The organism is Myceligenerans xiligouense (genome assembly GCF_003814695.1).
In the GTDB taxonomy this organism is placed as follows: domain Bacteria; phylum Actinomycetota; class Actinomycetes; order Actinomycetales; family Cellulomonadaceae; genus Myceligenerans; species Myceligenerans xiligouense.
The window spans coordinates 2,007,179-2,031,682 of sequence record NZ_RKQZ01000001.1 but is presented as its reverse complement, the minus strand read 5'-3'; the positions used below and the strand labels follow the sequence as shown (position 1 = coordinate 2,031,682).

The window sequence follows — 24,504 nt, the reverse complement described above, 5'->3', positions numbered from 1 at the left end:
CCGAAGGCTCCCTCAGAAGCCCGCGGTGATCCTGGTGAACTCCAGGTCGGCCTGGGCGATGCCGCTGCAGTTGCTGGTGACACCGCCGCCCGGGCACGGGCGGTCCCGGTTGACGGACCAGTAGGCGAATCGTCCGACGCCCTGTGCGCGCGCCCAGTCGCGGATCGCCGTCCACTGCGCGGGTGTGGTGGTCTCGCCCTGGTCGGAGAGCCCGTTCATGCCGGAGATCCCGACGTGGGCGTACGCCTCGGCCTCGGACCAGCCGTGCGCTGCCATGAGCTGGTTCTTCAGGCCCTGCGCGGCGCTGATCGTGTCGGCGCGCATGTCCCCGCCACCGAAGTTGAACGGCATGATCGTGTAGTTGTCGATCGGCGTCCCGAACTCGGCGGCCCGGTTGATCAGGCGCGTCCCCCACCAGGTGGGGCCGTTCACGCCGGTACCGAACGTGACCACGATCTTCGTGTCCGGGTTGTTCTGCCTGACGATCGCCAGCCCGCGCAGGATGCGGTCCTGGACCACCTCGTTCTCGAACTCGTCGGAGTTCTCGATGTCGAAGTCGACGACGTGGGGGTGGTGCGCGTCGATCACGCGTTGCACGGCGCCGGCGAATGCCTCCGGTGTCGCGCAGTTCGGGCCGAGCTTGTTCCCGGACCAGCCGCCGAACGAGATCTGCACCTGTCCGCCGGCGGCCTTGATCGCGTCGATGGTCTGCTCGTCGACGCCGCCCGTCAGCGGGCGCTGACCGTCCCACGCGGGGTTGCAGCCGCCCGAGGAGAGCATGAACGCCATGGTGAACCCGCGCACGCCGGTCTGGTTCATGACGTCGACCGGGTTCTGCGGGTTGCCCCAGCCGAGGTACAGGTAGGGCGCTCCGGCCATGCGACCCGGCTGCGGGTCTCCGCCTCCGCCGGTCGGCAGTGTCCACTGCTGGTTGGCGCCGCCGTGGCAGTCCCAGATGACCAGCGGTGTGCGGTCGGCGCTGTTCCAGCCGTCGACGTCGAGGCACTTGCCCAGTGCGCGCAGCGTGCCGTCCGCGTGGTGGGTCCACTGCTGGGCGGCGTTGCCGTTGCAGCCGACGATCTGCACCCTGGTGCCGTTCGCCGGGTCCGCCCAGGCGACGTCGAGGCACTTGCCGAGCGCGCGGATCGTTCCGTCGGCGCGGACGTCCCAGGTCTGGGCCGCCGTGCCGTTGCACGTGTACAGCTGCACCGGGGTACCGTCGGCGCTGTTTCCGTCCGCGACGTCGACGCACTTGTCGGCGTAGCCGACGACGGCACCGGTGGCAGCCTGAGCCGGCACGATCCCGCCCAGCCCTGCGACGGCGACAAGAGCGACGAACAACGAGGTGATGGCGGCACTCGTGCGCCGCCGGAGCCGTGTGCGCATGGTCTTCTCCAACCATCCAACGAGTTAGTAAGGAGACCGTACGACCGGCGGTCCGGCGGCGCATCAGTACTTTCCCGTACCTGCCGGTCCAGGTCGCTTCATCGTCCTGGCCGCGGGTCCCGTGACCCTCTGGCCGGGGCCGTCGGCGTCGGGCCGTCGGGCCGTCGGGCCTTCGGCGTCGGCGTCGGCGTCGGGGCCGGGGCCGGCGTCGGGGCCGCGGCGCGGGTGCCGGAGGCCCTTCAGCCGTCGAGGCCGAGGCGCTCCAGCAGCGGGGCGATCCGCGGATCGCGGCCGCGGAGCTCCCGGAACGACCGGGACGGGTCCTGGGAGCCGCCGCGCGCCAGGAGCCGCCGGAACGCCTCCCCGTTCTCGCGCGTCAGCCCGCCGTTCTCGGCGTACCACTCGACGGTGTCCGCGTCCAGCACCTGGGACCAGATGTACGAGTAGTACGCGGCCGAGTAGCCGCCGCCGAAGACGTGGTTGAAGTAGGTGGTGCGGTAGCGCGGCGGAACAGGCTCGAAGTCCACGCCCGCCGCGGCGAGAGCGGCCCGCTCGAAGCCGGCGACGTCGTCCGGTGCCGCGGGCACGCCCTCCGGGGTGAGCTGGTGCCACGCCTGGTCCAGCAGCGCGGCGCCGAGGTACTCCGTGGTGGAGAAGCCCTCGCCGTACTGCCGGGAGGCGAGCATCGTGTCGACCCACTCGCGCGGCATGGGCTCACCGGTCTCGTGGTGCACGGCGAAGTGGCCGAGGATCTCGGGGTCCCACGCCCACATCTCGTTGACCTGCGAGGGGTACTCGACGAAGTCGCGCGGCACGTTCGTGCCCGACTGCGACGGGTAGCGCACGTCGGACAGCAGTCCGTGCAGCGCGTGCCCGAACTCGTGGAACATCGTGGTGACCTCGTCCCAGGAGAGCAGCGTGGGCTCGCCGTCGGGCGCGCGGACGATGTTGAGGTTGTTCACCACGACAGCCCTCTGGCCCAGGAGGCGGTTCTGGTCCACCAGGTTGTTCATCCACGCGCCGCCGCGCTTGGACTCGCGGGTGAACCAGTCGGCGACGAACAGTCCCAGCCCCTGGCCCGGCTCCCCCGGCTCCGGCTGGTCGAACACCTCGAAGACGCGCACGTCCGGGTGGTAGCCGGTCAGATCGTCGCGCTCCGTGAACGACAGGCCGAACAGCAGGTTCGCGGCGCGGAACACGCCGTCGCGCGCGACACGCTCCAGCTCCAGGTACGGGCGCAGCAGCGCGTCGTCGAGGGCGAAGCGGTCCTTGCGCACGGCCTCCGCGTAGTAGGACCAGTCGGCGGCCGCGACGCTCGCGCCCGCGAGCGCCTCCAGGTCGGCGTGCTCGGCCCGGGCGTTCGCGACGGCGGGCGGGGCGAGGCGGGCGAGCATGTCGTCCACGGCCCGGGTGGTGCCCGCGGTGGCGTCCTCGGCGACGTAGGCGGCGTGGTGCTCGTAGCCCAGCAGCCGGGCGCGCTCGGCACGCAGGCGGACCATCTCCAGCAGGGTGGCGCGGGTGTCGTGCTCGGAACCGTCGCGCCCGCGGTTCTCGGAGGCGGCCTGGACGCGGGCGCGCACGTCGGGGCGGGCGAGGGAGGCCAGGACGTGCTGGTGGCTGAAGAGCTGCATCTCCAGCAGCCAGCCCTCGCTGCCGCGGGACTCGGCGGCCGCCCGCGCACCCGCGCGTGCGGCGTCGGACAGTCCGTCGAGCTCGGCCTCGTCGGTGACGAGGACACTCGCGGCGTTGGCGCCGGCCAGGAGCTTGCGGCCGAACTCGGCCTGGAGCGTCGTGAGCCGGGCGTTGAGGTCGCGGAGGGTGTCCTGGTCGGCGTCGGACAGTTCGATGCCGGAGCGGCGGATGCGGGCCAGGAGCTTCTCGAGGAGGTAGGCGGTGTCGGGTTCGAGCGTGAGCGTCCCGGCGTCGGCCTGGTCCTGGAGCGCTCGCGCCCGCTCGTAGAGGCGTGCGTCCATGTAGACGGCGTCCTCGTGCGCGGCGAGCTGGGGGGCGAGGCGGGCCTCGATCTCCTCGAGGCCGGGCGTGGCGTCCGCGGCCAGCTGGTTCCAGAAGACTCGCAGTGCCCGGCCGAGGAGGCCGCCGGACCGTTCGAGCGCGTCGAGGGTGTTCTCCACGCTCGGCGGGGCGGGGTTCGTGACGATGTCCTCGACCTCGGCCCGCTGGGCGGCCATGCCGGCCACGATCGCGGGCTCGTGGTGCTCCTCCCGGATCGCCGTGTAGTCGGGCAGCTCGTAGGGGAGCGTGGAGGGTACGGCGTGCGGGTTCGCGGGATCGAGAGCGGCCGCGGTGGCGGCGTCGGGGATCGTCATGGCGCCATTCTCGCCCAGCCGCGCCCTGACGAGGCGGGCTTCCCCCGGAGGAGCCGCCCGGTCCGTCGGTGGTCGGTCCCTGGAACGTGGTCGGCCCCCCAGCCGGCAGGCGGTCGCCGGCCGGGCAGGCGGTCGCCGGCCGCAGCCACCCGGGCCCCTAAGGTGGAGCCGTGGATCCGTCACAGCTCGTCGGCGTCTGGGAGTTCCGCCGCGAGGTGCGCGACCGTCTCGACGACACGGAGTACGCCGCCGACGGGACGGCCACGTTCACTCCGGAGGGCGACGGCCGGATCCGCTGGGCCGAGGAGGGCACGCTGCGCTGGGCGGACCGGAGCACGCCGGTGAGCCGCACGCTGTTCCTGGTGCGCGGCTCGGCGGCGCCCGAGGCGTCGGACGACGAGACATCGTCGGACGGCTCGGCACCGCAGGACGACGACGCGGCGATGGTCGCCCCCGCCCCGGCGGTGCCGGTGACCAGATCGGCGAGCACGGGACCCGGCCGCGACCACGTCCCCGGGGACGACGACGCGACCGGGGCCGCGGCGGGCGACTGGCGGGTGACCTTCGAGGACGGCCGGGACTTCCACCCCTGGACGGCGCTGCCGGTCGAGCACGCGTGCGGGCGTGATCTCTACGAGGGCAGGGTCACGCCCGGCTCCAGGACGCCGAACGCACGTCCCGACGCCGGTGCCGCAGGACCAGTGACCGGCCCCGCACGCCCCGCGAACGATCCCGCACGCCTCGCGACCGGCAGAACGTCCACGGCCGACGGCGACCCGCTCTCCGGCACGCCCACCTGGTCGATCCGCTGGCGGGTCACCGGGCCCGCCAAGGACTACACGATGGTCACCCGCTACTCGCGCCGCGGATAGCACGGCGGCACCCGGTCGGCGACCATCACCCCCGGGAGCTCCGCTCCTGGGTCATCCCGCCCAGGCGACGTAGCCGTCGGGACGGACCAGTACGGTGGTGCGCTCGCCGTCGGCGCGCCGGACCTGGACGGCGTCGGCCGCCCACCGCGCGTACTGGCTGCCGGGCGGCGGGTCGGCCGGGACCGCGCCCACCCCGCCGTCCGCGGCTCCCCGGACGACGACGAAGCCGCCGGACCGCAGCGCCTCGTAGAGGCGCGTCACACCCCCAGATTCCTCCGGGAAGAGCGGAATGTCCGGAGCTCGGAGACCCACGAGACGGTGCGCGCCGCGCGGACGCCGGTACGAGATCCCGATGCCGGAGATCATGCCCATCGCGCGGCGCCGGGCCGGAGGGAGGTTCCCGACGACCCCCACGACGAGCACACCCAGCGCACGCGCGACGAAGCCCTTCCCGCGTGCGGCCCGGACCAGGGCACCACTCGCGCGCAGCACCATCGTGCCGACCGGGTGCCGCTCGGCCTCGTAGGAGTCGAGGAGCACCTCGGCGGCGGCGCCGCTCACGGTGCCCGACACGACCTGAGCGAGCTTCCAGGACAGGTTCGCCGCGTCCTGCAGGCCGGTGTTCATGCCCTGACCGCCGGCGGGCGAGTGCACGTGGGCGGCGTCGCCGGCGACGAAGACGCGGCCCACCCGGTAGTGGGGCGCCTGCCGCTCGTCCGAGTGGAAGCGAGACGTCCAGCGGGCGTCGATCATGCCGAAGTCGGTGGCGAACGCCGCGCGCATGGTCTCGCGCACCTCGTCGAGGTCGAGCGGGGTGTCCTCGGGCACGTCGCGGCCGTACCGCCAGCCGATGACACGGTGGTAGCCGTCGCCGAACGGGGCGATGAAGCAGAAGGACTCGTTGCGCACGGCGACCGTGAGAACGTCCGACGGCGGTTCCGCGAGCCGTACGTCCGCCAGGACCATGGACCTGATGACGGCCCGGCCGGGGAACGGCAGCCCGATGGCGTCACGGACCGCGGAGTGGTGGCCGTCGCATCCCACGACGTAGCGGGCCCGCAGCGTCCGGTCGCCGTCCGGCCCGGTGACGCGCAGGCTGACGCCGTCGGCGTCCTGGTCGAGGCCCTCGAGCTCGCTGTCGTAGGTGAACCTGACGCCCTCGGCCTCCGCACGCTCGAGGAGGACCCGCTCCACCTCGTACTGCGGGACCGCCACCACCTGCGGGAACCGGCTCGGCAGGACACCGAGGTCCAGCGCGAAACGGTTCAGCAGCCGCAGGTTCCGGATCACCTGTCCCCCGGCGATGATCGGCTCGGCGATCTCGCGCGCGTCCAGTTGTTCCAGGGCCCGTGCGTGCACGGCGAAGGCCCGCGACAGGTTGCTGATCTGCCGGGACCGCCGCTCCACGAGGGTGGTGCGCACCCCGGCGGCGGCCAGATCCCCGGCCAGCAGGAGACCGGTAGGTCCCGCGCCGACGACGACGACGTCCGTATCGGTGGTCATGACGCCATCGTGCCTGGTTCAGGAAAGCGACGAAAGCGAGAGGGGCCCGCGTCAGCCGGCCGAGAGGAGCGAGCCCAACCCGGCGACGCCCACCATCGCCACGCCGAAGATCAGCCAGAGGAGCAGACCGCCGGCGACCATGGCCACGTTCAGCCAGCCCAGGATCAACCCGGCGGTCGCCGCGCCCGCGTTGTTGGCCTTCCCCTCACGGACCGCCTTCATGCCGGCGTGCCCGGTCACGATGGCGACGACCCCGAGCACCAGGGGACACACCACCCACGAGAGGATCCCGGTCACCAGGGACCAGAGGCCGAGCTCGTTCTGCGGCATCGGCATGACATAGCCGTACTGCGGCCCGCCGTACGGCACCGGGGGCGGGGCCGCGGGCGGAGGACCGGGAGGCATACCCTGCGCCGCGCCGGGCGGACCCTGGTACGGCTGGGAGATCGGACCGGTCCGACCGTACGGCGCGGGCCGGTGCCCGCTCCCCGGATGGTCGTCCGGTGCCGGCGACAGGTCACCCGGAGGTGGCATCGACATGCGGCGCGGTCCTCGCGTCAGTACGAGTAGTCCGTGGAGGACTCGAAGCCCCCGCTGACGCCGATGAAGATGACGATGACGTAGAAGGCGATGACGAGAATGCTGATCACCGTGCCGATCCAGCCGGTGATGATGCCCGCGAGGCCCATGCCGTCGTTGTCGGCCTCGCCGTTGCGGACGGCCTGGCGCGCCTTGTTGCCGACGATGATCGCCGGGATACCGGCGAGGAACCCGCACATCACGATGCTGATGATGCCGAGCACGAGTGCCCATACGCCCAGGTCGTTCTTGGGGAACGGCTGCCCGCCGTACTGCGCGGGGTAGCCGGGAGCCGCCGGGTACGGCGTGGCGCCGGGCTGCTGCTGGTACGGCGACTGCTGGTACGGCGATGCCGGCGGCGGGGTCTGCCCCGGCTGCTCGTAGGGCGATGCCGGCTGCTGCGGTGCCTGCCCGGGCTCGTACGGCGACGGCGGCTGCTGCCCGCTCCCCGACGGGTCGTACGGAGACGGCTGGTCGCCGGGGGTGTTCGTCGACATGGTGGCAGTGTCCTCTTTCAGAATCAGAAGTACCTATGTGAAGCAGTCTGAACCCTACCGAACCGGATCCGATGCGGAGGAAGTTTCCGCGCCCTGCCTGGACCCCGGAGGCGACTCAGCCTGCTGAGGTGTCCCCGTCAGTAGTCGGAGTCCAGGGACGGCCAAGCTGTCGGATCGTTGAGGAATTCCCGGAAGGCCGGGTCGTTCATCGCCGCGCCGAAGGCGACGACGAAGATGATGATCCCGACCACCGAGAGGATGAGCGACGCCCAGCCCAGGATGATGCCGGCGAGGCCCAGACCGCCGTTGTCGGCCAGGCCTTCCCGCGTGGCGCGACGCGACATGTGGCCGGTGACGATCGCGGCGATGCTCGCGATGATCGGGCAGAGGAACCAGCTCAGGATGCCCAGTACCAGCGACCACACGCCCAGGCTGTTCTTCGGGTACGGCTGGCCGGGGTACTGCATACCCGGCGCCGGGTGCGCGGACGGCGGGACGCCGCCGGATGCGTACGACGCCGGCTGCTGCTGCGGCTGGCCGGACTGCGGCGCCCCCGACGGAGGCATGGGTGCCCGCGGCTGGTGGGTGGCGCCTCCGGGCTGTTCCGGGGGCGGGCCGCCCGGCTGCCCCGGCGGCGGGCCCGGCTCGTTCCCGCCCGACGGCGGGTCGTACGGGTTCTGTGCTCCCGGCTCGTTGGTCGACATGCGCGACCACCTCTCGCTCGCAGTGTTCCGGCACTACGACCCTAGTCACGAGGAGGGCTGTCCGCCCGACGTACCGCCGGGCGTGTCCGCGTCCCCCCGTCCGGGGCCGCTTCCGCGTCACCCCTGTCGCCGCCAGGTCTCGACCTCGTGGATCAGCCGGAACCCGAGCCGCTCGTCAACGCGGCGCGCCACCGCTTTGTCCGCGTACATCCCGGGTGTCACCATGCCGTGCCGGGCGAGCCCGGACCTCGCCCCGAGGCGGTCGTGACCGGTGCGCTCGGCACCACCACGACCGCCGTCGGACAGGGTCGTCACCGGGAGGCTGCGACCGGTTCAGTCGTGGCACCCTCGCGAGGCTCGGGCACGGCGTCCACGCCGGCCTCCTTGCGCTGCTCGGGCGTGATCGGCGCGGGCGCGTCGGTCAGCGGGTCGTAGCCGCCGCCGGACTTCGGGAACGCGATGACGTCCCGGATCGACGGGACACCGGCCAGCAGACCGGCGATGCGGTCCCAGCCGAACGCGATGCCGCCGTGCGGAGGGGCGCCGAACTTGAACGCCTCCAGCAGGAAGCCGAACTTCTCCTGCGCCTCCTCGGGGCCGATACCCATGACGTCGAACACGCGCTCCTGCACGTCCCGGCGGTGGATACGGATCGACCCGCCGCCGATCTCGTTGCCGTTGCACACGATGTCGTACGCGTAGGCGAGCGCGCTGCCCGGGTCCTGCTCGAACCGGTCCTGCCACTCGGGCTTGGGTGACGTGAACGCGTGGTGCACGGCGGTCCAGGCGGAGTGGCCGACGTCGATGTCGTCGTCCTCGCCCGCCGGCTTGAACAGCGGCGCGTCCACGACCCACACGAAGGACCAGGCGTTCTCGTCGAGCTCGCCCGTCTTCTTCGCGATCTCCAGGCGGGCAGCTCCCAGCAGGGCGCGGGAGGCGGCCGTCTTGCCCGCGGCGAAGAACACGGCGTCGCCCGGCTCCGCGCCGGTGACCTTCGCGAGGTGCTCGCGCTCCGTGTCCGACAGGTTCTTCGCGACGGGGCCGCCGAGCTCGCCCTCGTCGCTGAACGTCACGTAGGCCAGCCCCTTGGCGCCACGCTGCTTGGCCCACTCCTGCCACGCGTCGAACTGGCGGCGCGGCTGGCTCGCCCCGCCCTTCATGACGACGGCGCCCACGTACTCGGCCTGGAACACCCGGAACGGCGTGGCCCGGAAGTAGTCCGTGAGCTCCGTGATCGGGTTGCCGAACCGCAGGTCAGGCTTGTCCGTGCCGTAGAGGCGCATCGCCTCGGCGTAGGTGATGCGCTCGACCGGGCGCGGCACCTCGACGTCGATCAGCTTCCAGATCTCCGCGAGGAGCTCCTCGGTCAGGGCGATCACGTCGTCCTGGTCCACGAAGCTCATCTCGACGTCGAGCTGCGTGAACTCCGGCTGCCGGTCGGCGCGGAAGTCCTCGTCGCGGTAGCACCGGGCGATCTGGTAGTACCGCTCCAGCCCGCCGACCATCAGGAGCTGCTTGAACAGCTGCGGCGACTGCGGCAGCGCGTACCAGGAGCCCGGGGCGAGGCGCGCCGGGACCAGGAAGTCACGCGCGCCCTCCGGCGTCGAGCGCGTCAGGGTCGGCGTCTCGACCTCGGTGAAGTCGTGCGCCTCCAGCACGCGGCGGGCGGCCCGGCTGAGCTGGGAGCGCAGCTTCAGGGCGTGCGCCTGCGCCGGACGGCGCATGTCGAGGTAGCGGTGCTTGAGCCGCGCCTCCTCACCGATCTGCTCGGTGTCCGCGATCGCCGTCGAGACCTGGAACGGCAGCGGGGCCGACTCGTTGAGCGTGACGACATCGCTCGCGATGACCTCGATCTCGCCGGTGGCGAGGTTCGGGTTCGTGTTGCCCTCGGGCCGCTGCGCGACCTCGCCGGTCACCTGCAGCACGTACTCCGACCGCAACGGGTGCGCGATCTCCTCGTCGCGGATGACGACCTGGGCGATGCCGGACGCGTCCCGCAGGTCGATGAAGGCCACTCCCCCGTGATCACGACGGCGATCGACCCAGCCCGTGAGGGTGACGGTCGATCCGATGTGTTCGGCTCGCAGTGAGCCGGCCGTGTGGGTGCGGAGCACGGAGGAAGTCCTTTCGTACGGCAGATGTGGTGTCGCCGCGCCAGGGATGAACCGTGGGCGACGACGATTGGGCGTACGTGCGGTACGCGATGGCGAGTCTAGTCGCTGCGGCGGACACGGAGCCCTCCGTTTTCCCCAGGCGCGCCGATGCCCGGGCACCGCACTTCCGGCGCCGTCGCCGCGCCGGTCGGACGGCAACGCCCACGGCGTACCCTGCATTCATGCCTCGCACCATCGCCACGAACACCAAGGTCACCCGTGACGAACTCCTCGAGGTGCTGCGCAGCCGGCACAACGGCGTTCTTGTCACCACCCGCGCCGACGGCCGCCCGCAACTCTCCCCCGTGACGTTCGGGGTCGACGGCGAGGGACGCGTGGTCGTGTCCACCTACCCCGACCGCGCCAAGGCCGCGAACCTGCGGCGGCGTCCCGAGGCGTCCTTCCTCGCGCTCGGCGACGACTTCGGCGACGCCTGGGTCCAGGTGGACGGCACCGCCGAGGTGCTGGACATCCCCGACTCGGTGGAGCCGCTCGTCGAGTACTACCGCGTCGCCGCCGGCAAGGAGCACCCCGACTGGGACGAGTACCGCGAGGCCATGGTCACGCAGGGCAAGTCCCTGATCCGCCTCACGATCGACCGCTGGGGCCCGGTCGCCACGGGAGGATTCCCGGCCCGCCTGGCGAACGGCTGACACAGCGGCCGGCTGCCACGACAGGAGACCGGGAGGCGCAGCACCCTTCCGCCATCAAACGCATCCACATCCAACGCCTCGGCTTCCATATGGCATCCACTCCCAGTAGAATAGATGCCATGTCCACCATCCAGAGGCGACGCATTCATCTCACCGAGACGCCCCGCCTGGCCGAGATCATCGAGCGGAACTCGATTCCCGGAGAGCCGCGCGCCGCGACGGTCGCACGCCTGGTCGAGCGAGCCGACGCGATCCTCGGACAGGACGCGGACTTCGTGGTCTTCCCTGGCCGCCCCCTGACCGACGAGCAGGTCCAGGACCTTCTCGAGGAGGAGGACAACGACCGGATCGCCGAGGCTTTCCGTGACTGACTCCACCTATCTGCCCGACGTCAACGTCTTGTTCGCAGCCCACGTCACAGGGCATCCACACCACGATGTCGCGCTGTCCTGGCTACGCCTGACCAGCCGCTACGCCACCTGCGGTACGACCGAGCACGGAATGATCCGGCTCCTGTCCAATCCGGCAGCGAACCCCGATGTCACCACCGCCCAGGCGATGACCGCGCTCACGGCGCTGCGGAGCCGACGCCAGCACACTTTCTGGCGGGACGACACGAGCCTGGCCGAGCCGCTCGTCGACACCACCCGCATGGTCGGTCACAAGCAAGTCACGGACTTCCATCTGCTCAACCTCGCGGCCCACTACAACGGCGTCCTCGTCACGCTCGACGGAAAGCTGGAGCGCGCCCTCAGCCCGGCCGACCGGAAGCACATCCTGACGCTACAGCCCTGACTCCGATCGTGAGAGACAGCGCCCATCCCGTACCGGCCGACCCGTAGGAGACCGCAGTGGATCTGTACGCCGACGTCGCCGCCCAGTACACCGAGTTCGCCGAGTACGCCGCCGCCTCGGCCTCCCCCTGCTTCGAGCAGTGGGGACACGCGGTGGCCGCCGACGAGGAGGTCCTGGCCTGGATCGCGGCCCTGCCCGGCATCAAGAAGCAGCCCAACCTCGTGTTCGCGGCCGCGCGGTTCCACGGCGTCGAGGCACCCGGTCCGTACGAGGCGCTGCGGTCGGCACTGCTGGACGACGACGGCACGATCCGCGCCACGATCCTGGAGCGCTCCACGCAGACCAACGAAGCCGGCCGGCTCGCGGCGCTCACCCCGGTCTTCGCCCGGCTCGCCATCGAGGCCGGGCGCAGACCGCTGGCCCTGGTCGAGGCGGGCGCCAGCGCCGGACTGTGCCTCTACCCGGACCGGTGGGGGTACGACTGGACCGCGACCCGCACGCGGACGACGCGGCCCGCGGTGCCCACGCGGCCCGCCTTCCTCGGCCCCGAACCGAGGCTGTCGTGCCCGGTCACGGGCGACCTCGCGCTGCCGACCGCGCTGCCCGAGATCACCTGGCGCGGCGGCCTCGACCTGAACCCGCTGGACGTGCGCGACAAGGATCAGATGACCTGGCTGGAGGTCCTCGTCTGGCCGGAGCACGACGACCGCCGCGACCGCCTGCGCCACGCGATCGAGATCGCCCGGGCGGACCCGCCGCACCTGGAGCAGGGCGACATCCTCGCGGACCTGCCGCTCCTGGTCGCCGACGCGTCCCGGCACGGCGAGGTCGTGGTGTTCCACAGCGCCGTCGCCGCCTACCTCCCGCCCGACGACCGCGCACGCTTCGACACGATGATGCGCCGCCTGGTCGCCGACGGCGCCTGCCGCTGGGTGAGCAACGAGGGCCTGAACGTCATCCCGAGCGTGCTCGACGGCGCACCCGAACCGCCGGACACGAAGACCCTCGTGCTGGCGGTGGACGGCCGTGCGGTCGCCTGGACGCACCCGCACGGCCGCTCGATGCGGTGGTTCGGCTGACGGCGTCCGCGGGGCCGGGTCAACCGGTGACGGTGAACCTGGCCGCGAGCTGGTCCTCGGGCCGTGACGAACGGCCGGCGCGCAGCTCGAAGTCGCCGGGCTCGACCACCCGCTTCCCCGCGGCGTCCACGATCGTGCAGTCCCCCGCCGCGATCTCCAGCTCAACGACCCGCTCCTCCCCCGGCGCCACGGTCACCTGACGGAACGTCTTGAGCTCCTGGTCCGCCCAGCTCGCCGAGGTCACCAAGTCGCTCACGTACACCTGGACGGTCTCCAGGGCCGGTCGCGAGCCGGTGTTCCGGAGCGTCACCGCGGCACGCACCACGCCGTCGGGCGACACCCGGGGCTCGGCCACGCGCAGCGCGTCGTACTCGATCGTGGTGTAGCTGAGCCCCTCGCCGAACGCGTACGCGGGCCGCTGCGTGAGGTCCGCGTACCGGTCCCCGTGCTGGCCCCGCACCTGGTTGTAGTACGTGGGCTGCTGCCCCACGTGCCGGGCGAACGAGATGGGCAGCCGACCGGACGGCTCGATCCGGCCCAGCAGGAGTTCCGCGAGCGCCTGCCCGCCCCGCATGCCGGGGTTCGCGGCCCAGACCAGCGCGGCGGCGTCGTCCACGGCCGGCGGCAGCACCTGTGGCTTGGACGCCAGGAGGACGACGATCAGTGGTGTGCCGGTCGCGGCGACCGCCTCCAGCAGGGCGTTCTGCCCCCCGAGCAGTTCGAGGGTGGCGGTGGACCGGCCCTCGCCGACGAGCTCGATGCGGTCGCCCACCACGGCCACCACGTAGTCGGCGTCGCGCGCGGCGGTGACCGCCTCCGCGAGCTGCGCCTCGTCCACGGGTGCGGACGTGACGACCGCCGGCCGCGGTTGGCCGTCGGGGAACGTGTCGCCCTCGGGGTCCGGGGTGAGTTCGAGGATCTCGGCGCCCCGCGCGTAGGTGACCTCCCAGTTCTCGGGCGTCTCCGACCGGAGCCCGTCCAGTACCGTGCTGATGAGGTGGCGCGGGTGTCCGTCGGGGATCCAGCCGGCCTGCCCGGAGTTGCCGGCCCAGTCGCCGAGCTGGGCCTGGGCGTCGTCGGCGAGGGGGCCGACGACGGCGATCCGGCGCGCGGGAGCGATTCCACCGGCAGGCGTCGCTGTCGCGAGCGGCAGGGTGCCGTCGTTGCGCAGCAGCACCAGGGACCGGCGGGCGATCTCCAGGTTGAGCTCGGTGTGCGCGGGGGCGCCGACCACGGCCTCGATGCGCTCGGGCGCGGGCCTGCGCCGGTCCTCGAAGAGGCCCAGCTCGAACTTGAGGGTGAGGATGCGCCGCACGGCGTCGTCCAGGTCGGCGGGCTCCAGGCGGCCCTCCTCGAGGGCGGCGAGCGCCCCCTCGAAGAACCCGGGCGTGGTCATCACCATGTCGTTCCCGGCGCGGACCGCGGCGGCCGCCGCGGCGGTGAGGTCGGGCTGCACCTTCTGCTCCCAGACCATGCGGCCCACGTTGTCCCAGTCGGTGACGAGGGTGCCGGTGTAGCCCCACTCGCCGCGCAGCACGTCGGACAGCAGCCAGTCGTTCACGGTGATGGGGACGCCGTCGATGGTCTGGTAGCCCAGCATGAACGTGCGGCAGCCCTCGCGGGCGACGCGCTCGAACGGGGGCAGATGCCAGGCGCGCAGCTTGCGCGGGGACAGGTCCGCCTCGGACGCGTCACGGCCGCCCTGGGTCTCGGAGTATCCGGCGAAGTGCTTGGCGGCGGCGAGGATCGCCGTCGGGTCGGTCAGCCCGTCGCCCTGATAGCCGCGCACCGCGGCCGACGCGAGCTCGCCGATCAGGTGGGGGTCCTCGCCGAACGTCTCGTTCACGCGCCCCCAGCGCAGGTCGCGCGCGATGCACAGCACCGGGGAGAACGTCCAGTGGATGCCGGTGGCGCTGACCTCGACGGCCGTCACCCGCGCCACCCGTTCGACGAGCGCGGGGTCCCAGGTGGCGGCCATGCCGAGCTGGGTGGGAAAGATGGTGGCGCCCTCGAAGAAGGAGTGGCCGTGGATGCAGTCCTCGGCCACCAGCAGCGGGATCCGGAGCCGGGTGCGGTCGGTCAGCTCGTGGGCGGCCCGGATCCGTTCGGGTGAGGCGTGCAGGATGGAGCCTGCCTGTCGCCGCAGCACGTGGTCGTCGAGGTCGTCCCGCGCGTCGAGCTGCAGCATCTGCCCGACCTTCTCCTCGGGCGTCATGCGGGCGATCAGGTCCTCGACCCGGTCGGCGACGGTCAGGGCGGTGTCGAGATAGGGCAGGTCGATGACGCTGGTCACGCAGGACTCCTCTTCGTTCGCTTCTTCTGCGGGCGCTTCCTGGACCGGGCGCGTTCGCCCGCCGAGCGGAGGCGGGGGTTGACGTACTCGTCGATGCCGAAGCTGATCAGGCTCAGCGCCGCGCCGAGCAGCGCGATCGCGAGGCCCGCGGGCACGTACCACCACCAGAAGTCGGGGAACGCGCCGTTCTGCTGGGCCCAGTACAGGATCGTTCCCCAGTTCAGGTTGGTGATCGGGATGACGCCGATGAACGCGAGCGTGGTCAGGCCCAGCACCGCGGCGGTCACCGTGCCGACGAAGCTCGACGCGATCACGGCGGTGAGGTTGGGCAGCATCTCCACGGTGATGATCCGCCACAGCGGCTCCCCGTTGGCGCGGGCCGCCTGCACGAAGTCGCGGCTCCGCAGCGACATCGTCTGCGCGCGGAGCACGCGCGCACCCCACGCCCAGCCGGTGATCGCCAGCACGGCGGCCACCAGGAACAGGCTCGGGTCGTCGTACTGGGAGGCGACGATGATCATCAGCGGCAGCGCGGGCAGCACGAGGAACACGTTGGACAGCGCGGACAGCGACTCGCCGCGCCAGCCGCCGAGGAACCCGGCGCTGACGCCGACGATCACCGCGACCACCGTGGCCAGCACGCCGGCGGTCAGCCCCACGAGCAGCACGCCGCGGGTCCCGTAGGCGATCTGGCTGAAGATGTCCTCGCCCAGATGGGTGGTGCCGAGCCAGTGCACGGCGGACGGCGGCTGCTTGAGCGCCGTGTAGTCCTTCTCCAGCGGGCCGTACGGGGCGACGACGTCGGCCAGCGCGGCGAGCAGCGCGAACAGGCCGAGGACGACGAGGCCCGTGACGGACTTGCGGTTGGTCAGCATGTCAGGACTCCCCCTGCCGGGTACGCGGGTCGAGCACGGCGTAGGCGACGTCGGCCAGGAGATTGGCGACGAGCACCGTCAAGGTGATCACCAGGAACAGGCCCTGCATCAGCGGGTAGTCCTTGGCCGTGGTGGCGTCGAGCAGCAGCTTGCCCACGCCGGGGTAGGAGAACACGAGTTCCATGACGAGCGTGCCGCCCACGATGAAGCCGAGCGCGAGCGCGAAGCTCGACAGCTGCGGCAGCACGGCGTTGCGGGCCGCGTAGGCGAACACGACGCGGCGCCGGCTCAGGCCCTTGGCCTGCGCGACGGTCACGTAGTCCTCGTCGAGGACGGTGATCATCATGTTCCGCATGCCGAGCACCCACCCGCCGAGCGAGGCGAGCACGACGGTGAGCGCCGGCAGGGTGCCGTGCACGACGACGTCGCCGATGAACTCCAGGCTCAGGCTGGGCGACGTGCCCTTGGAATAGGCGTGCGACGCCGGGAACCAGCCCAGCCCCGTGGCGAAGACGGCGATGGCGATCAGGCCCATCCAGAAGTACGGGACGGCGGAGAAGAACGTCGCCACGGGCACGATCACGTCGCCGCGACCGCCGCGGAACCAGCCGACGAGGGTTCCCAGGGTGGTGCCGAGCAGGAAGCTCAGCACGGTCGCGATGCCGACGAGGCCGACCGTCCACGGCAAGGCGACACCGATCACCTCGGTGACGGGGGCGAGGCCGTGGGAGAAGGACCGGCCCAGGTCGCCGCTGAACAGCAGCACCCAGTAGTCGGCGTACTGCTGGGCGAGCGACTTGTCGCTGTCCAGCCCGAACAGGGTGCGCAGGGCGTCGGCCGCCTCGGGGCTGATGCGGCCCTGGTTCTTCTGCAGGTAGGCGCTCACCGGGTCGCCCTTGAGCATGCGGGGCAGGAAGAAGTTGATCGTGATCGCGGCCCAGGCGGTGAACAGGTAGAAGGCCGCGCGGCGCAGGAGGAGTCTCATGAGCGGCTCCCGGTGGTCTCGGGTCGGCGCCCGCCGCCGAAGTGCCGCTCCGGGTCGGGCGAGGCGTCCCGGAGCGCGCGCGTGTACTCGTGCCGCGGGTGCAGGATGACGTCGTCGGCCGGGCCGCGCTCCACCACTCGTCCGTGGTGCAGCACGACGATCTCGTCGCTGAAGTGGCGGGCGGTGGCCAGGTCGTGGGTGATGTACAGGACGCCGAGCCCGTCTGCCTCCTGGAGTTCGGCCAGCAGGTTGAGGACGCCGAGCCGGATCGACACGTCCAGCATCGAGACCGGCTCGTCGGCCACGAGCAGCGCCGGGCGGGACGCGAGCGCCCGCGCGATGGCGATGCGCTGGCGCTGCCCGCCGGACAGCTCGTGCGGCCGGCGGGAGGCGAGGTCCGGGTCGAGCCGGACACGGTCCAGGAGGCGCTCCACCTCGGTGTCGACCTGGTCACGCGGCACCACGCGGTCCAGCAGCAGGGGCCGCGCGATGTGGTGGTGCACCGTGTGGTACGGGTTCAGCGAGGCGAACGGGTCCTGGAACACCATCCGCACCTGCTGGCGGTAGGAGCGCAGGGCCTTGCCGCGGCGCGGGACCGGCGCACCGTCCAGGAGCACCTGGCCCGACGTCTCCCGCTCCAGCTGCGTGATGATCCTCGCGATCGTGGACTTGCCGCTGCCGCTCTGACCGACGAGCGCGACCGTCCGGCCGGACGTGATCGACAGGTCGACCGCGTCCAGGGCGAGCATGTGACCGGCACCGCGCACGCGGTACCGCTTGGTCAGCCCGGCCAGTTCGAGGGTGGTCATACCGTCACCCCCTTCCGGACGAAGTCTCCGCGCTCGCCCGTCAGGCTCGGGAAGGAGGCCAGCAGGCGCTTCGTGTACTCGTGCTGCGGGTGGTGGTAGAGGTCCGCCGCGGCGGCGATCTCCACGATCCGTCCGGCGCGCATGACCGCGATGCGGTCGCTGATCTCCAGCAGGAGCGGCAGGTCGTGCGTGATGAACACGACGGAGAACCCGAGCTCCTCGCGCAGCCGCGAGATCTCCTGCAGGATCTCCCGCTGCACCAGCACGTCCAGCGCCGTCGTCGGCTCGTCCATCACCAGCAGGCGTGGCCGCAGGGCCAGCGCCATCGCGATCATGACGCGCTGGCGCATACCCCCGGACAGCTCGTGCGGGTAGGACCGCCGCCGGGTCGCGCCGACGCCCACCATGTCCAGCAGCGCGCCGCACGCCGCGGTGCGCTCGGCGCGACGCATGGCGGGCCGGTGCCTCGTGAACACGTCGGCGAGCTGCTCTCCCACGCTCAGCACGGGGTTGAGCGAGTTCATGGCGCCCTGGAACACCATGGCGATCTGGTCCCAGCGCAGCCGGTCCATCCCGGCGGGCGCCAGGGTGGTGAGGTCGACGTCGGCGCCGTCGACAGAGCCCGGCACGCCGTGCAGCACCACCTGGCCGCCCGTGATCCGGGCGGGGGGTTTCAGGAGCCGCTGCACGGCGTACGCGAGGGTGGACTTGCCGCAGCCGGACTCCCCCGCGAGGCCGAGCACCTCGCCCCGGCCGACGGTGAGGGAGACGTCGCGCACTGCCTCGACCGGCGGGTCGACGTCGTAGGTCACGCTGAGCCCGGACACGCTCAGCACGGGATCACGGTTCACGCACAAACTCCTGTCTGCGTCCGCGGCTCCCTGGCGTCGTGGACGGTGTGCTGCGGTGACAGTCGTCGTCACGGCAGCATCGCGCCCGCGGCGCCAGGGCCGGGATCATGGTGAGGGTCAGCCCTTGGCCTCGAGCGAGGTCAGGACGAGCACGGCCGAGGGCTGCGTCGGGTCGGGGCTGGTGTAGGGGTCGTCCTCACCGGGCCAGCCGACGTAGCTGCGCGTGTTGTACTCGCCGATGAACGGGCGGTTGCCGACCGGCATGATCGGGACCTCCTCGACGAAGACCTCCTGGACCACCGCGAGCGCCTCGGCGCGGGCAGAGTCGTCCGTGGCGGTCAGGTAGGCGTCGAGCGCGTCGGTCGCCTCCGGGCTGTCGAAGCGGCCGAAGTTGTAGTCCGCGGCCTCACCGACCGGCTTCAGCCAGCGGCCGTCCATCGCGTCGCTGTACAGGTCGTAGGGCGTGGCACCCGTGTCGGTCCAGTGCAGGATCGCCTGGAAGTCGCCCTCGGTCTTGGCCGCCCACCAGGAGTCGGCGTCGGGGGTGTCGAGCGTCGTGGTGGCGCCGAGCTCCTGCGCGGCGTCGGAGATCAGGCTGATGCCCGTGACGTAGTCGCTCCAGCCCTGCGGGACGCTGAGCTCGAACTCGACCGGCTCGCCGTCGGGGTCCACGAGGTCGTCCCCGACGCCCGTGTAGCCGGCGTCCTCGAGGACGGCCTTCGCACCGTCGACGTCGACCTCGTACGTCTGGCCGACGTACGAGGAGGCCACGAACTCGTCGCCGGCCGGGCTCGGGAGGCCGGTCACGGACGTCAGCGGCGTGACGCCGCCCTCGCGGGCGATCTCGGCGTGCTTGTCGCGGTCGATCACCATGTTCATCGCCTGGCGGAAGGCGACGTCGTCGAACGGCTTCTCGGTGGTGTTGACGAACATGGCGTCGATGCCGAGGCCGGTGGCGGCCCAGTAGACGTTGTCCGGGTCCTTGTCGACGTACGCCGACTGCACGTTCGGGATGAAGGCCTGCGCCCAGTCCGCCTCGCCGCCCGCCAGGGCCGTGGTCAGGGCGGTGTTGTCGTTGTAGGAGACGTAGTAGAGCGTCGGCACGGCGAGCTCGCCGCCCCAGTAGTCGTCCCGGGCCGAGAGCTCGACGGACTGCGTGGTGAACTCGGTCAGCGTGTAGGGGCCGGTGCCGACCGGCTCCGGGTTCTCGTAGGTGGCCGGGTCCTCGACCGCCGCCCAGACGTGCTCGGGGACGATGTGCCGGTGCAGCACCTTGTCCTGCTTGGCGTACATCGAGCCGGTGAACGTGATCGTCACCTGGTCGCCCTCGGTGGCGACCTTCTCGATGCCGAGCGCGGCGGTGTCCAGCTCAGGCTTGTCCTGGAGCAGGCCGAACGTGAACGCGATGTCTTCGGCGCCGAACTCCTCGCCGTCGTTCCACGTCACGCCCTCGCGCGCGGTGACGGTGACCGCGCTGTAGTCCTCGTTCCACTCCAGCTCGGACGCGAGCCACGGCGTGACGTCGTCCGACGGGTTCACCATGTTGACGAACGCGAGCGGCTCGAGGACCGCGTTGACGTAACCGAGCGTGAGCGCCGAGGAGTCGCCCACCCAGGGGTTGTTGGACTCGGTGGTGATCGCGCCGTCGGGCTTCGCGATCGTGAGCGAGCCGTCGCCGGGGGCGACGGACTCGTCGTCGCCGCCGGCGCCGCCCGCGCAAGCAGTGAGCAGGAGCGTTGCGGCCAGGGTCGCGGCTGCTACCGCGACGGGGCGTGAGGCACTGCGCCTCGCACGGGACGTCGTTGTCACCTTGGTACTCCTCGTCATCGAGTTGCTGTCGGGAAGAACTTACTACTCGGTAAGTAACTTTGTGAATCGCCGCGGTGTCACGGTGTTGTCACGATGCCCGGCGGTACGCACCGCTTACACTCGACGCACCACGACGACGCAGCACAGACGTAGGACAAAGGTGTGAACGACCCGCGATGAACTCCACGACGCGCCAGCCCCGACGCTCACGGCCGGAGACCCTCGCCCGGCGCGAGCGGATCCTCGAAGCGGCCATGACCACCTTCGGCGCGCGCGGATACAACAAGGGACCGCTGACGGAGATCGCGGACCAGGTCGGCATGACGCACGCCGGCGTGCTGCACCACTTCGGGTCGAAGGACCAGCTCCTGCTCGAGGTACTGCGGTACCGCGACGAGACCGACGTGAAGGACCTGGAAGGGCAGCACATCCCCGGCGGGATCGACCTGTTCCGGCACCTCGTGCGGACCGCTCTGCTCAACGCCCGGCGCGCCGGGCTCGTGCAGGCCTACGTCGTGCTCTCGGCCGAGTCCGTCACCGAGGGGCACCCGGCCCGGGACTGGTTCGTGGAGCGGTATCGCACGCTGCGCCGCGAGGTCGGCGAGGCGTTCCGCACGGTCTGCGCCGAGCGCGGCATCGACGAGCCCGCCACCGTGGACCGGGCCGCCGCCTCGATCCTCGCGGTGATGGACGGGCTCCAGGTGCAGTGGCTCCTGGACCCGGACCAGGTCGACCTCGCCGAGTCGAGCGCCTTCGCGATCGAGGCGATCGTCGCCCAGGTGCTGGACCCGCGCGAAGCGCTCTGAGGGCGCGACCGTGGAGGCCGCCGGGCCGTCGGCCGACTGCCGCCACCACGGGTCGCCACTCCGGCGCCCCTCGGTGTCGGACCGCTCAGCACCCTCTCAGAAGAGGGCGCCCTGGCCGCTGACCCCACCGGGTGCCGGGTCGCTCCCGGGAGACCCGATCGACGCCGGCATCGACCCCTCGGGGTACGCGCCCTCGTCGTCCCGGGCCACCTCGGGCGAGGTCCGGCGGGGAGTGCCACTCTCCGGCGGACCGCCGGCGACACCGTCGCCGCCACGGGGCCCGTCGCCGTCGACGGTCCCGCCCTGGCCGCCGTCGAACCGGAGCGCGGCCCGGCCGAGACCGCGCTCGGCGAGGAGCGGCTCGGCCCGCGACCACAGCCAGTCCTGGTAGCGACGGTCGATGTACGCGCGGTCGCCGAAGACGCGGCGATAACCCGCCGCGTGCTGGGGGAACTCACGCCGCAACCAGTCCAGGTACCACTCCCGGGCACCCGGGCGCAGGTGCAGGGGGAGCACCGTCGCACCGGTGGCACCGGCCTCGGCCACGGCGTCGAGAAGGCGGGCGAGATGATCCCGGGAGTCGGTGAGCCAGGGCAGTACCGGCGCCACCATGACCCCGCACGGCAGGCCCGCGTCGCGGATAGCCCGGATCAGGGCCAGCCGGGCACGCGGTGTCGGCGTACCGGGTTCGACCCGCTGCTGGAGCTCCTCGTCCGCGAAGGCGAGGGAGACGCCCAGCCCGACCTCGACACGCTCCGCCGCCTCCGTGAGCAGTGGCAGGTCGCGGCGCAGCAGGGTGCCCTTGGTGAGGATCGAGAACGGCGTACCGGAGCCCGCCAGTGCCGCGATGATCCCGGGCATCAGGCGGTACCGCCCCTCCGCGCGCTGGTACGGGTCCGTGTTGGTGCCGAGGGCGACCGGCTCCCGATTCCAGGAGGGTCTGGCCAGCTCCGCCCGCAACACCTCGTCCACGTTGACCTTGACCACCACCTGGGAGTCGAAATCGGCGCCGGCATCGAGGTCGAGGAACTCGTGGGTGCCGCGCGCGTAGCAGTTGTGGCTGATCACACCGTTGGCGACGAAGTCGCCGGTCCCGGTGGTGATGTCGATCATGCCGGTCTCGTGGCCCAGATCCTCGACGGACACCACGGCCTGGCCGGGAGAGGTACGCACGAGGCGGCCGACGACGTCGACGGGGCGAGGACCGGTGTGCGGCGATCCCGCCCGCGCACCACCGGATCCGATACCCACGAGCCCGTCGCCCGGGCGCAGCACGAGCCGCGGAGAACGTGCCGCTCCCGGGCCGGGCGGTGCGTGGCCGGATGACACGTCGCCGGACGCTGCGCGGCCGATCGGTGTCGGACGGGGCTGCGCACCGTCAGCCGGCGCGCTCGCCACGTACCGCCAGCCGTCACCGGTCAGGAATCGGTGGTCGCCGCTGGCGACGAGCGTGGTGCCGTCGGCCGTCGTCACGCGATACGCGCGCTTGACCGTGCGCCACGCGTCGCGGACATCCGTCTCGACCAGCACGCGGCGACCGCCGTCGGGCAACGTGCCGATGACCCGGTCCCCCGGGACCAGCTCGCCGATGGCCCGCCACGTGCCGTCGCCGAGCAGCACGGGCGTCGCCGGATCCAAGCAGTAGGTGCAGGCGTGACTGCAGCCCCGGTAGGGGTTCACGGTCCAGCGGAACGGCATCCGGGACGCGGCCGGAACCTTCGACAGCGCGCTTCTCGCGACGACCTCGTGGAACGTGACGCCGTCGAACTCGGGACTGCGGACGCTGCGGACCAGCCCGGCCGTGCGCAGCGCGGGCAGCTCGAGGCCCGGCAGCGCGCCGTCGTCCGTGGTGAGTTCCTGACTTGCCCATCGCACGCAGAGATTCGAACACATGTTCTGCTTGTTCGCAACTCTTCGACCGTGATCTGCGCGTTGGGGTGCGTGATGGAACGGCGACTCGGTGCGGGCCCCGTCGGGTCCCGCACCGAGTCGCTCTTCCTCCCAGCGGTATTTGCTCGTCCGCGGAGGGCTCCTCTACTTCCCTGACCCGCCCCCGGGCACCACACGCGGGTGCAGGTCCTCAGCCGGGGGCTGCCACGTCTTCGCGTCGGCGTCGACCTGATCGCCTGAGCGGATGTCCTTGACCGAGCCCGCGAGGCCGGCCCCGGTGGCGGCAGGCACCCCGCCGGCGTCGTCCGCTCCCTGCCCGGGCTCGCCCGGGAACCAGACGAACGGGATACCACGGCGGTCCGCGTACTTGATCTGCTTGCCGAACTTCGCGGCCGCAGGGGCCACCTCGCACGGGATGCCACGCTCGCGCAGCACACCGGCGACGGCGTCGGACAGCGGCCGCGTCTCCTCCGCCGTGACGGCGACGAGCACCGCCGTCGGCACGCTGCGGGTCGCGGTGACGAGCTCCCCGGACAGCAACCGGGACACCAGCCTGCTGACGCCGATCGACAGGCCGACTCCCGGGTAGGTGTTCTTCCCGTCCGACGCCAGCGTGTCGTACCGGCCGCCGGAGCACACCGACCCGAGCTGCTCGTGCCCCACCAGCACCGTCTCGTAGACGGAGCCGGTGTAGTAGTCCAGGCCCCGGGCGATCTTCAGGTCCGCCACGACGACGCCGGGCGCTCTCCGGCCCGCGGCCACGACGAGCGTCTCCAGCTCGGCGAGCCCGGTGGTCAGGAGTTCCGTCACCGCGCCGTAGGACTCGGCGAGCATGCGCACGTCCGCGATCACGGACGCGTCGGACCCGCTGATCCCCGCGAGCGCCAGGCACGCCTTGGCCTGGTCCTCACTCGCGCCGCACTCGTCGACGAGGAGCGCGGCGACCTGCTCGGGGCCGATCTTGTCGAGCTTGTCGATCTGCCGCAGCACGCCCTCGACGTCGGACAGGCCGATGCCGCGGTAGAACCCCTCGGCGACCTTGCGGTTGTTGACGAGGATGCGTACCGGCGGCAGACCGATCTCGCGCAGGGCGCCGAACGCCTCGGCCATGACGAGAGGGACCTCGACCTCGTAGTGATACGGGAGTTCCCCGGCGCCGACGACGTCGATGTCGGCCTGCGTGAACTCGCGGAACCTGCCGTCCTGAGGGCGTTCGCCGCGCCACACCCGCTGGATCTGGTACCGCTTGAACGGGAAGGTGAGCCTGCCGGCGTTCTCCAGCACGTATCGCGCGAACGGCACGGTGAGATCGAAGTGGAGGCCGAGCTGTTTGTCGCCCCGTTCCTTCTGTTCCGCCTCGTCGAGTTCCTGGAGACGTGAGAGCACGTAGACCTCCTTGGAGGTCTCCCCCTTGCGCAGCAACTGGTCGAGCGGTTCGACTGCCCGGGTCTCGATCCCGGCGAACCCGTGCAGCTCGAAGGTGCGACGCAGCACGTCGAGCACGTGCTGCTCGACGATGCGGCCTTGCGGGAGCCATTCGGGGAATCCGGAGAGAGGTGCGATACGGGCCATGCGTCAGATCCTGCCACGGCTGCCGGACACCGGGCCCGGGTTTTCCACAAGGCAGCGCCGGTCACC

22 protein-coding genes are annotated in these 24,504 nt (G+C 71.7%); 6 read left to right on the top strand and 16 right to left on the bottom strand.

The window, feature by feature from the left end:
• Positions 1-12: 12 nt before the first annotated feature.
• Both EDD34_RS08715 and EDD34_RS08710 read right to left on the bottom strand, forming a co-directional pair.
• A complete protein-coding gene (locus tag EDD34_RS08715; RefSeq protein WP_123814211.1) occupies positions 13-1,386 on the bottom strand; it encodes a chitinase in 1,374 nt (457 codons plus the stop codon).
• 239 nt (positions 1,387-1,625) lie between these two features.
• Positions 1,626-3,713: a M3 family metallopeptidase gene (locus EDD34_RS08710; RefSeq protein ID WP_123814210.1), complete on the bottom strand. Its 2,088-nt coding sequence runs from the start codon at positions 3,711-3,713 to the stop codon at positions 1,626-1,628.
• A gap of 170 nt (positions 3,714-3,883) precedes the next feature.
• Between EDD34_RS08710 and EDD34_RS08705 the strand changes: the two genes are divergently transcribed.
• On the top strand, positions 3,884-4,585 hold the full coding sequence (locus EDD34_RS08705) for a DUF6314 family protein (protein WP_123814209.1): 702 nt from the start codon (positions 3,884-3,886) through the stop codon (positions 4,583-4,585).
• A 51-nt stretch (positions 4,586-4,636) separates the two neighbouring features.
• Here the strand turns inward: EDD34_RS08705 and EDD34_RS08700 are convergent, their stop codons facing one another.
• The 6 genes from EDD34_RS08700 to aspS form a co-directional block, all read right to left on the bottom strand.
• Entirely contained in the window at positions 4,637-6,088 is a 1,452-nt protein-coding gene (locus EDD34_RS08700; protein WP_123814208.1) for an FAD-dependent oxidoreductase, read from the bottom strand.
• A gap of 51 nt (positions 6,089-6,139) precedes the next feature.
• On the bottom strand, positions 6,140-6,628 hold the full coding sequence (locus tag EDD34_RS08695) for a DUF4190 domain-containing protein (protein WP_123814207.1): 489 nt from the start codon (positions 6,626-6,628) through the stop codon (positions 6,140-6,142).
• A gap of 17 nt (positions 6,629-6,645) precedes the next feature.
• Entirely contained in the window at positions 6,646-7,164 is a 519-nt protein-coding gene (locus tag EDD34_RS08690) for a DUF4190 domain-containing protein (RefSeq protein WP_123814206.1), read from the bottom strand.
• Positions 7,165-7,301: 137 nt separating this feature from the next.
• Positions 7,302-7,868, bottom strand: a complete 567-nt coding sequence (locus EDD34_RS08685; RefSeq protein WP_123814205.1) for a DUF4190 domain-containing protein — start codon at positions 7,866-7,868, stop codon at positions 7,302-7,304.
• Positions 7,869-7,985: 117 nt separating this feature from the next.
• Complete coding sequence (locus EDD34_RS20630) at positions 7,986-8,183, bottom strand: hypothetical protein (protein WP_170176911.1); 198 nt, start codon at positions 8,181-8,183, stop codon at positions 7,986-7,988.
• The gene (aspS, locus tag EDD34_RS08675; RefSeq protein ID WP_123814203.1) at positions 8,180-9,982 is read right to left on the bottom strand and encodes an aspartate--tRNA ligase; all 1,803 of its coding nucleotides are present in this window, start codon (positions 9,980-9,982) and stop codon (positions 8,180-8,182) included. Before aspS ends, EDD34_RS20630 begins: the two co-directional genes overlap by 4 nt.
• A gap of 221 nt (positions 9,983-10,203) precedes the next feature.
• Here aspS and EDD34_RS08670 point away from each other — a divergent pair, with 221 nt between their 5' ends.
• From EDD34_RS08670 to EDD34_RS08655, 4 genes are all read left to right on the top strand, one after another.
• Positions 10,204-10,674 carry a PPOX class F420-dependent oxidoreductase gene (locus EDD34_RS08670; RefSeq protein WP_123814202.1) on the top strand — a complete coding sequence of 157 codons (471 nt, stop codon included), beginning with the start codon at positions 10,204-10,206 and terminating at the stop codon, positions 10,672-10,674.
• 119 nt (positions 10,675-10,793) lie between these two features.
• A complete protein-coding gene (locus tag EDD34_RS08665) occupies positions 10,794-11,045 on the top strand; it encodes a hypothetical protein (RefSeq protein WP_123814201.1) in 252 nt (83 codons plus the stop codon).
• A complete protein-coding gene (locus tag EDD34_RS08660) occupies positions 11,038-11,469 on the top strand; it encodes a TA system VapC family ribonuclease toxin (protein WP_123814200.1) in 432 nt (143 codons plus the stop codon). Before EDD34_RS08665 ends, EDD34_RS08660 begins: the two co-directional genes overlap by 8 nt.
• Before the next feature lie 56 nt (positions 11,470-11,525).
• Positions 11,526-12,548 (top strand): DUF2332 domain-containing protein, encoded by a 1,023-nt coding sequence (locus tag EDD34_RS08655; RefSeq protein ID WP_123814199.1) that lies wholly within the window; start codon positions 11,526-11,528, stop codon positions 12,546-12,548.
• 19 nt (positions 12,549-12,567) lie between these two features.
• Here the strand turns inward: EDD34_RS08655 and EDD34_RS08650 are convergent, their stop codons facing one another.
• The 6 genes from EDD34_RS08650 to EDD34_RS08625 form a co-directional block, all read right to left on the bottom strand.
• On the bottom strand, positions 12,568-14,841 hold the full coding sequence (locus EDD34_RS08650; protein WP_246012267.1) for an exo-beta-d-1,3/1,6-glucosidase: 2,274 nt from the start codon (positions 14,839-14,841) through the stop codon (positions 12,568-12,570).
• Positions 14,838-15,716, bottom strand: a complete 879-nt coding sequence (locus tag EDD34_RS08645; RefSeq protein ID WP_123814198.1) for an ABC transporter permease — start codon at positions 15,714-15,716, stop codon at positions 14,838-14,840. The genes EDD34_RS08650 and EDD34_RS08645 overlap by 4 nt, the downstream gene beginning before the upstream one ends.
• Position 15,717: 1 nt before the next feature.
• Complete coding sequence (locus tag EDD34_RS08640) at positions 15,718-16,701, bottom strand: ABC transporter permease (RefSeq protein WP_123814197.1); 984 nt, start codon at positions 16,699-16,701, stop codon at positions 15,718-15,720.
• Positions 16,698-17,510, bottom strand: a complete 813-nt coding sequence (locus EDD34_RS08635) for an ABC transporter ATP-binding protein (protein WP_123814196.1) — start codon at positions 17,508-17,510, stop codon at positions 16,698-16,700. The genes EDD34_RS08640 and EDD34_RS08635 overlap by 4 nt, the downstream gene beginning before the upstream one ends.
• Positions 17,507-18,361 (bottom strand): ABC transporter ATP-binding protein, encoded by an 855-nt coding sequence (locus EDD34_RS08630; RefSeq protein WP_123814195.1) that lies wholly within the window; start codon positions 18,359-18,361, stop codon positions 17,507-17,509. The genes EDD34_RS08635 and EDD34_RS08630 overlap by 4 nt, the downstream gene beginning before the upstream one ends.
• A gap of 117 nt (positions 18,362-18,478) precedes the next feature.
• Entirely contained in the window at positions 18,479-20,170 is a 1,692-nt protein-coding gene (locus tag EDD34_RS08625; RefSeq protein ID WP_246012266.1) for an ABC transporter substrate-binding protein, read from the bottom strand.
• A 176-nt stretch (positions 20,171-20,346) separates the two neighbouring features.
• Between EDD34_RS08625 and EDD34_RS08620 the strand changes: the two genes are divergently transcribed.
• Positions 20,347-20,976 (top strand): TetR/AcrR family transcriptional regulator, encoded by a 630-nt coding sequence (locus EDD34_RS08620; RefSeq protein WP_123814193.1) that lies wholly within the window; start codon positions 20,347-20,349, stop codon positions 20,974-20,976.
• Between the two features lie 96 nt (positions 20,977-21,072).
• Here the strand turns inward: EDD34_RS08620 and EDD34_RS08615 are convergent, their stop codons facing one another.
• Together EDD34_RS08615 and hisS are read right to left on the bottom strand one after the other, a co-directional pair.
• Positions 21,073-22,869, bottom strand: coding sequence for an Rv2578c family radical SAM protein (locus EDD34_RS08615; RefSeq protein WP_123814192.1), 1,797 nt, complete (start codon positions 22,867-22,869; stop codon positions 21,073-21,075).
• Positions 22,870-23,010: 141 nt separating this feature from the next.
• Positions 23,011-24,438, bottom strand: a complete 1,428-nt coding sequence (gene hisS, locus EDD34_RS08610; protein WP_123814191.1) for a histidine--tRNA ligase — start codon at positions 24,436-24,438, stop codon at positions 23,011-23,013.
• Positions 24,439-24,504 lie beyond the last annotated feature (66 nt).

What these genes read in the sequence shown, in the direction of transcription:
- EDD34_RS08690 (WP_123814206.1), bottom strand. Translation starts at nt 7,164, where the DNA reads ATGTCGACGAACACCCCCGGCGACCAGCCGTCTCCGTACGACCCGTCG.
- EDD34_RS08640 (WP_123814197.1), bottom strand. Translation starts at nt 16,701, where the DNA reads ATGAGACTCCTCCTGCGCCGCGCGGCCTTCTACCTGTTCACCGCCTGG.
- EDD34_RS08665 (WP_123814201.1), top strand. Translation starts at nt 10,794, where the DNA reads ATGTCCACCATCCAGAGGCGACGCATTCATCTCACCGAGACGCCCCGC.
- EDD34_RS08715 (WP_123814211.1), bottom strand. Translation starts at nt 1,386, where the DNA reads ATGCGCACACGGCTCCGGCGGCGCACGAGTGCCGCCATCACCTCGTTG.
- hisS (WP_123814191.1), bottom strand. Translation starts at nt 24,438, where the DNA reads ATGGCCCGTATCGCACCTCTCTCCGGATTCCCCGAATGGCTCCCGCAA.
- EDD34_RS08635 (WP_123814196.1), bottom strand. Translation starts at nt 17,510, where the DNA reads ATGACCACCCTCGAACTGGCCGGGCTGACCAAGCGGTACCGCGTGCGC.
- EDD34_RS08615 (WP_123814192.1), bottom strand. Translation starts at nt 22,869, where the DNA reads ATGTGTTCGAATCTCTGCGTGCGATGGGCAAGTCAGGAACTCACCACG.
- EDD34_RS08700 (WP_123814208.1), bottom strand. Translation starts at nt 6,088, where the DNA reads ATGACCACCGATACGGACGTCGTCGTCGTCGGCGCGGGACCTACCGGT.
- EDD34_RS08710 (WP_123814210.1), bottom strand. Translation starts at nt 3,713, where the DNA reads ATGACGATCCCCGACGCCGCCACCGCGGCCGCTCTCGATCCCGCGAAC.
- EDD34_RS08670 (WP_123814202.1), top strand. Translation starts at nt 10,204, where the DNA reads ATGCCTCGCACCATCGCCACGAACACCAAGGTCACCCGTGACGAACTC.
- EDD34_RS08645 (WP_123814198.1), bottom strand. Translation starts at nt 15,716, where the DNA reads ATGCTGACCAACCGCAAGTCCGTCACGGGCCTCGTCGTCCTCGGCCTG.
- EDD34_RS08620 (WP_123814193.1), top strand. Translation starts at nt 20,347, where the DNA reads ATGAACTCCACGACGCGCCAGCCCCGACGCTCACGGCCGGAGACCCTC.
- EDD34_RS08695 (WP_123814207.1), bottom strand. Translation starts at nt 6,628, where the DNA reads ATGTCGATGCCACCTCCGGGTGACCTGTCGCCGGCACCGGACGACCAT.
- EDD34_RS08685 (WP_123814205.1), bottom strand. Translation starts at nt 7,868, where the DNA reads ATGTCGACCAACGAGCCGGGAGCACAGAACCCGTACGACCCGCCGTCG.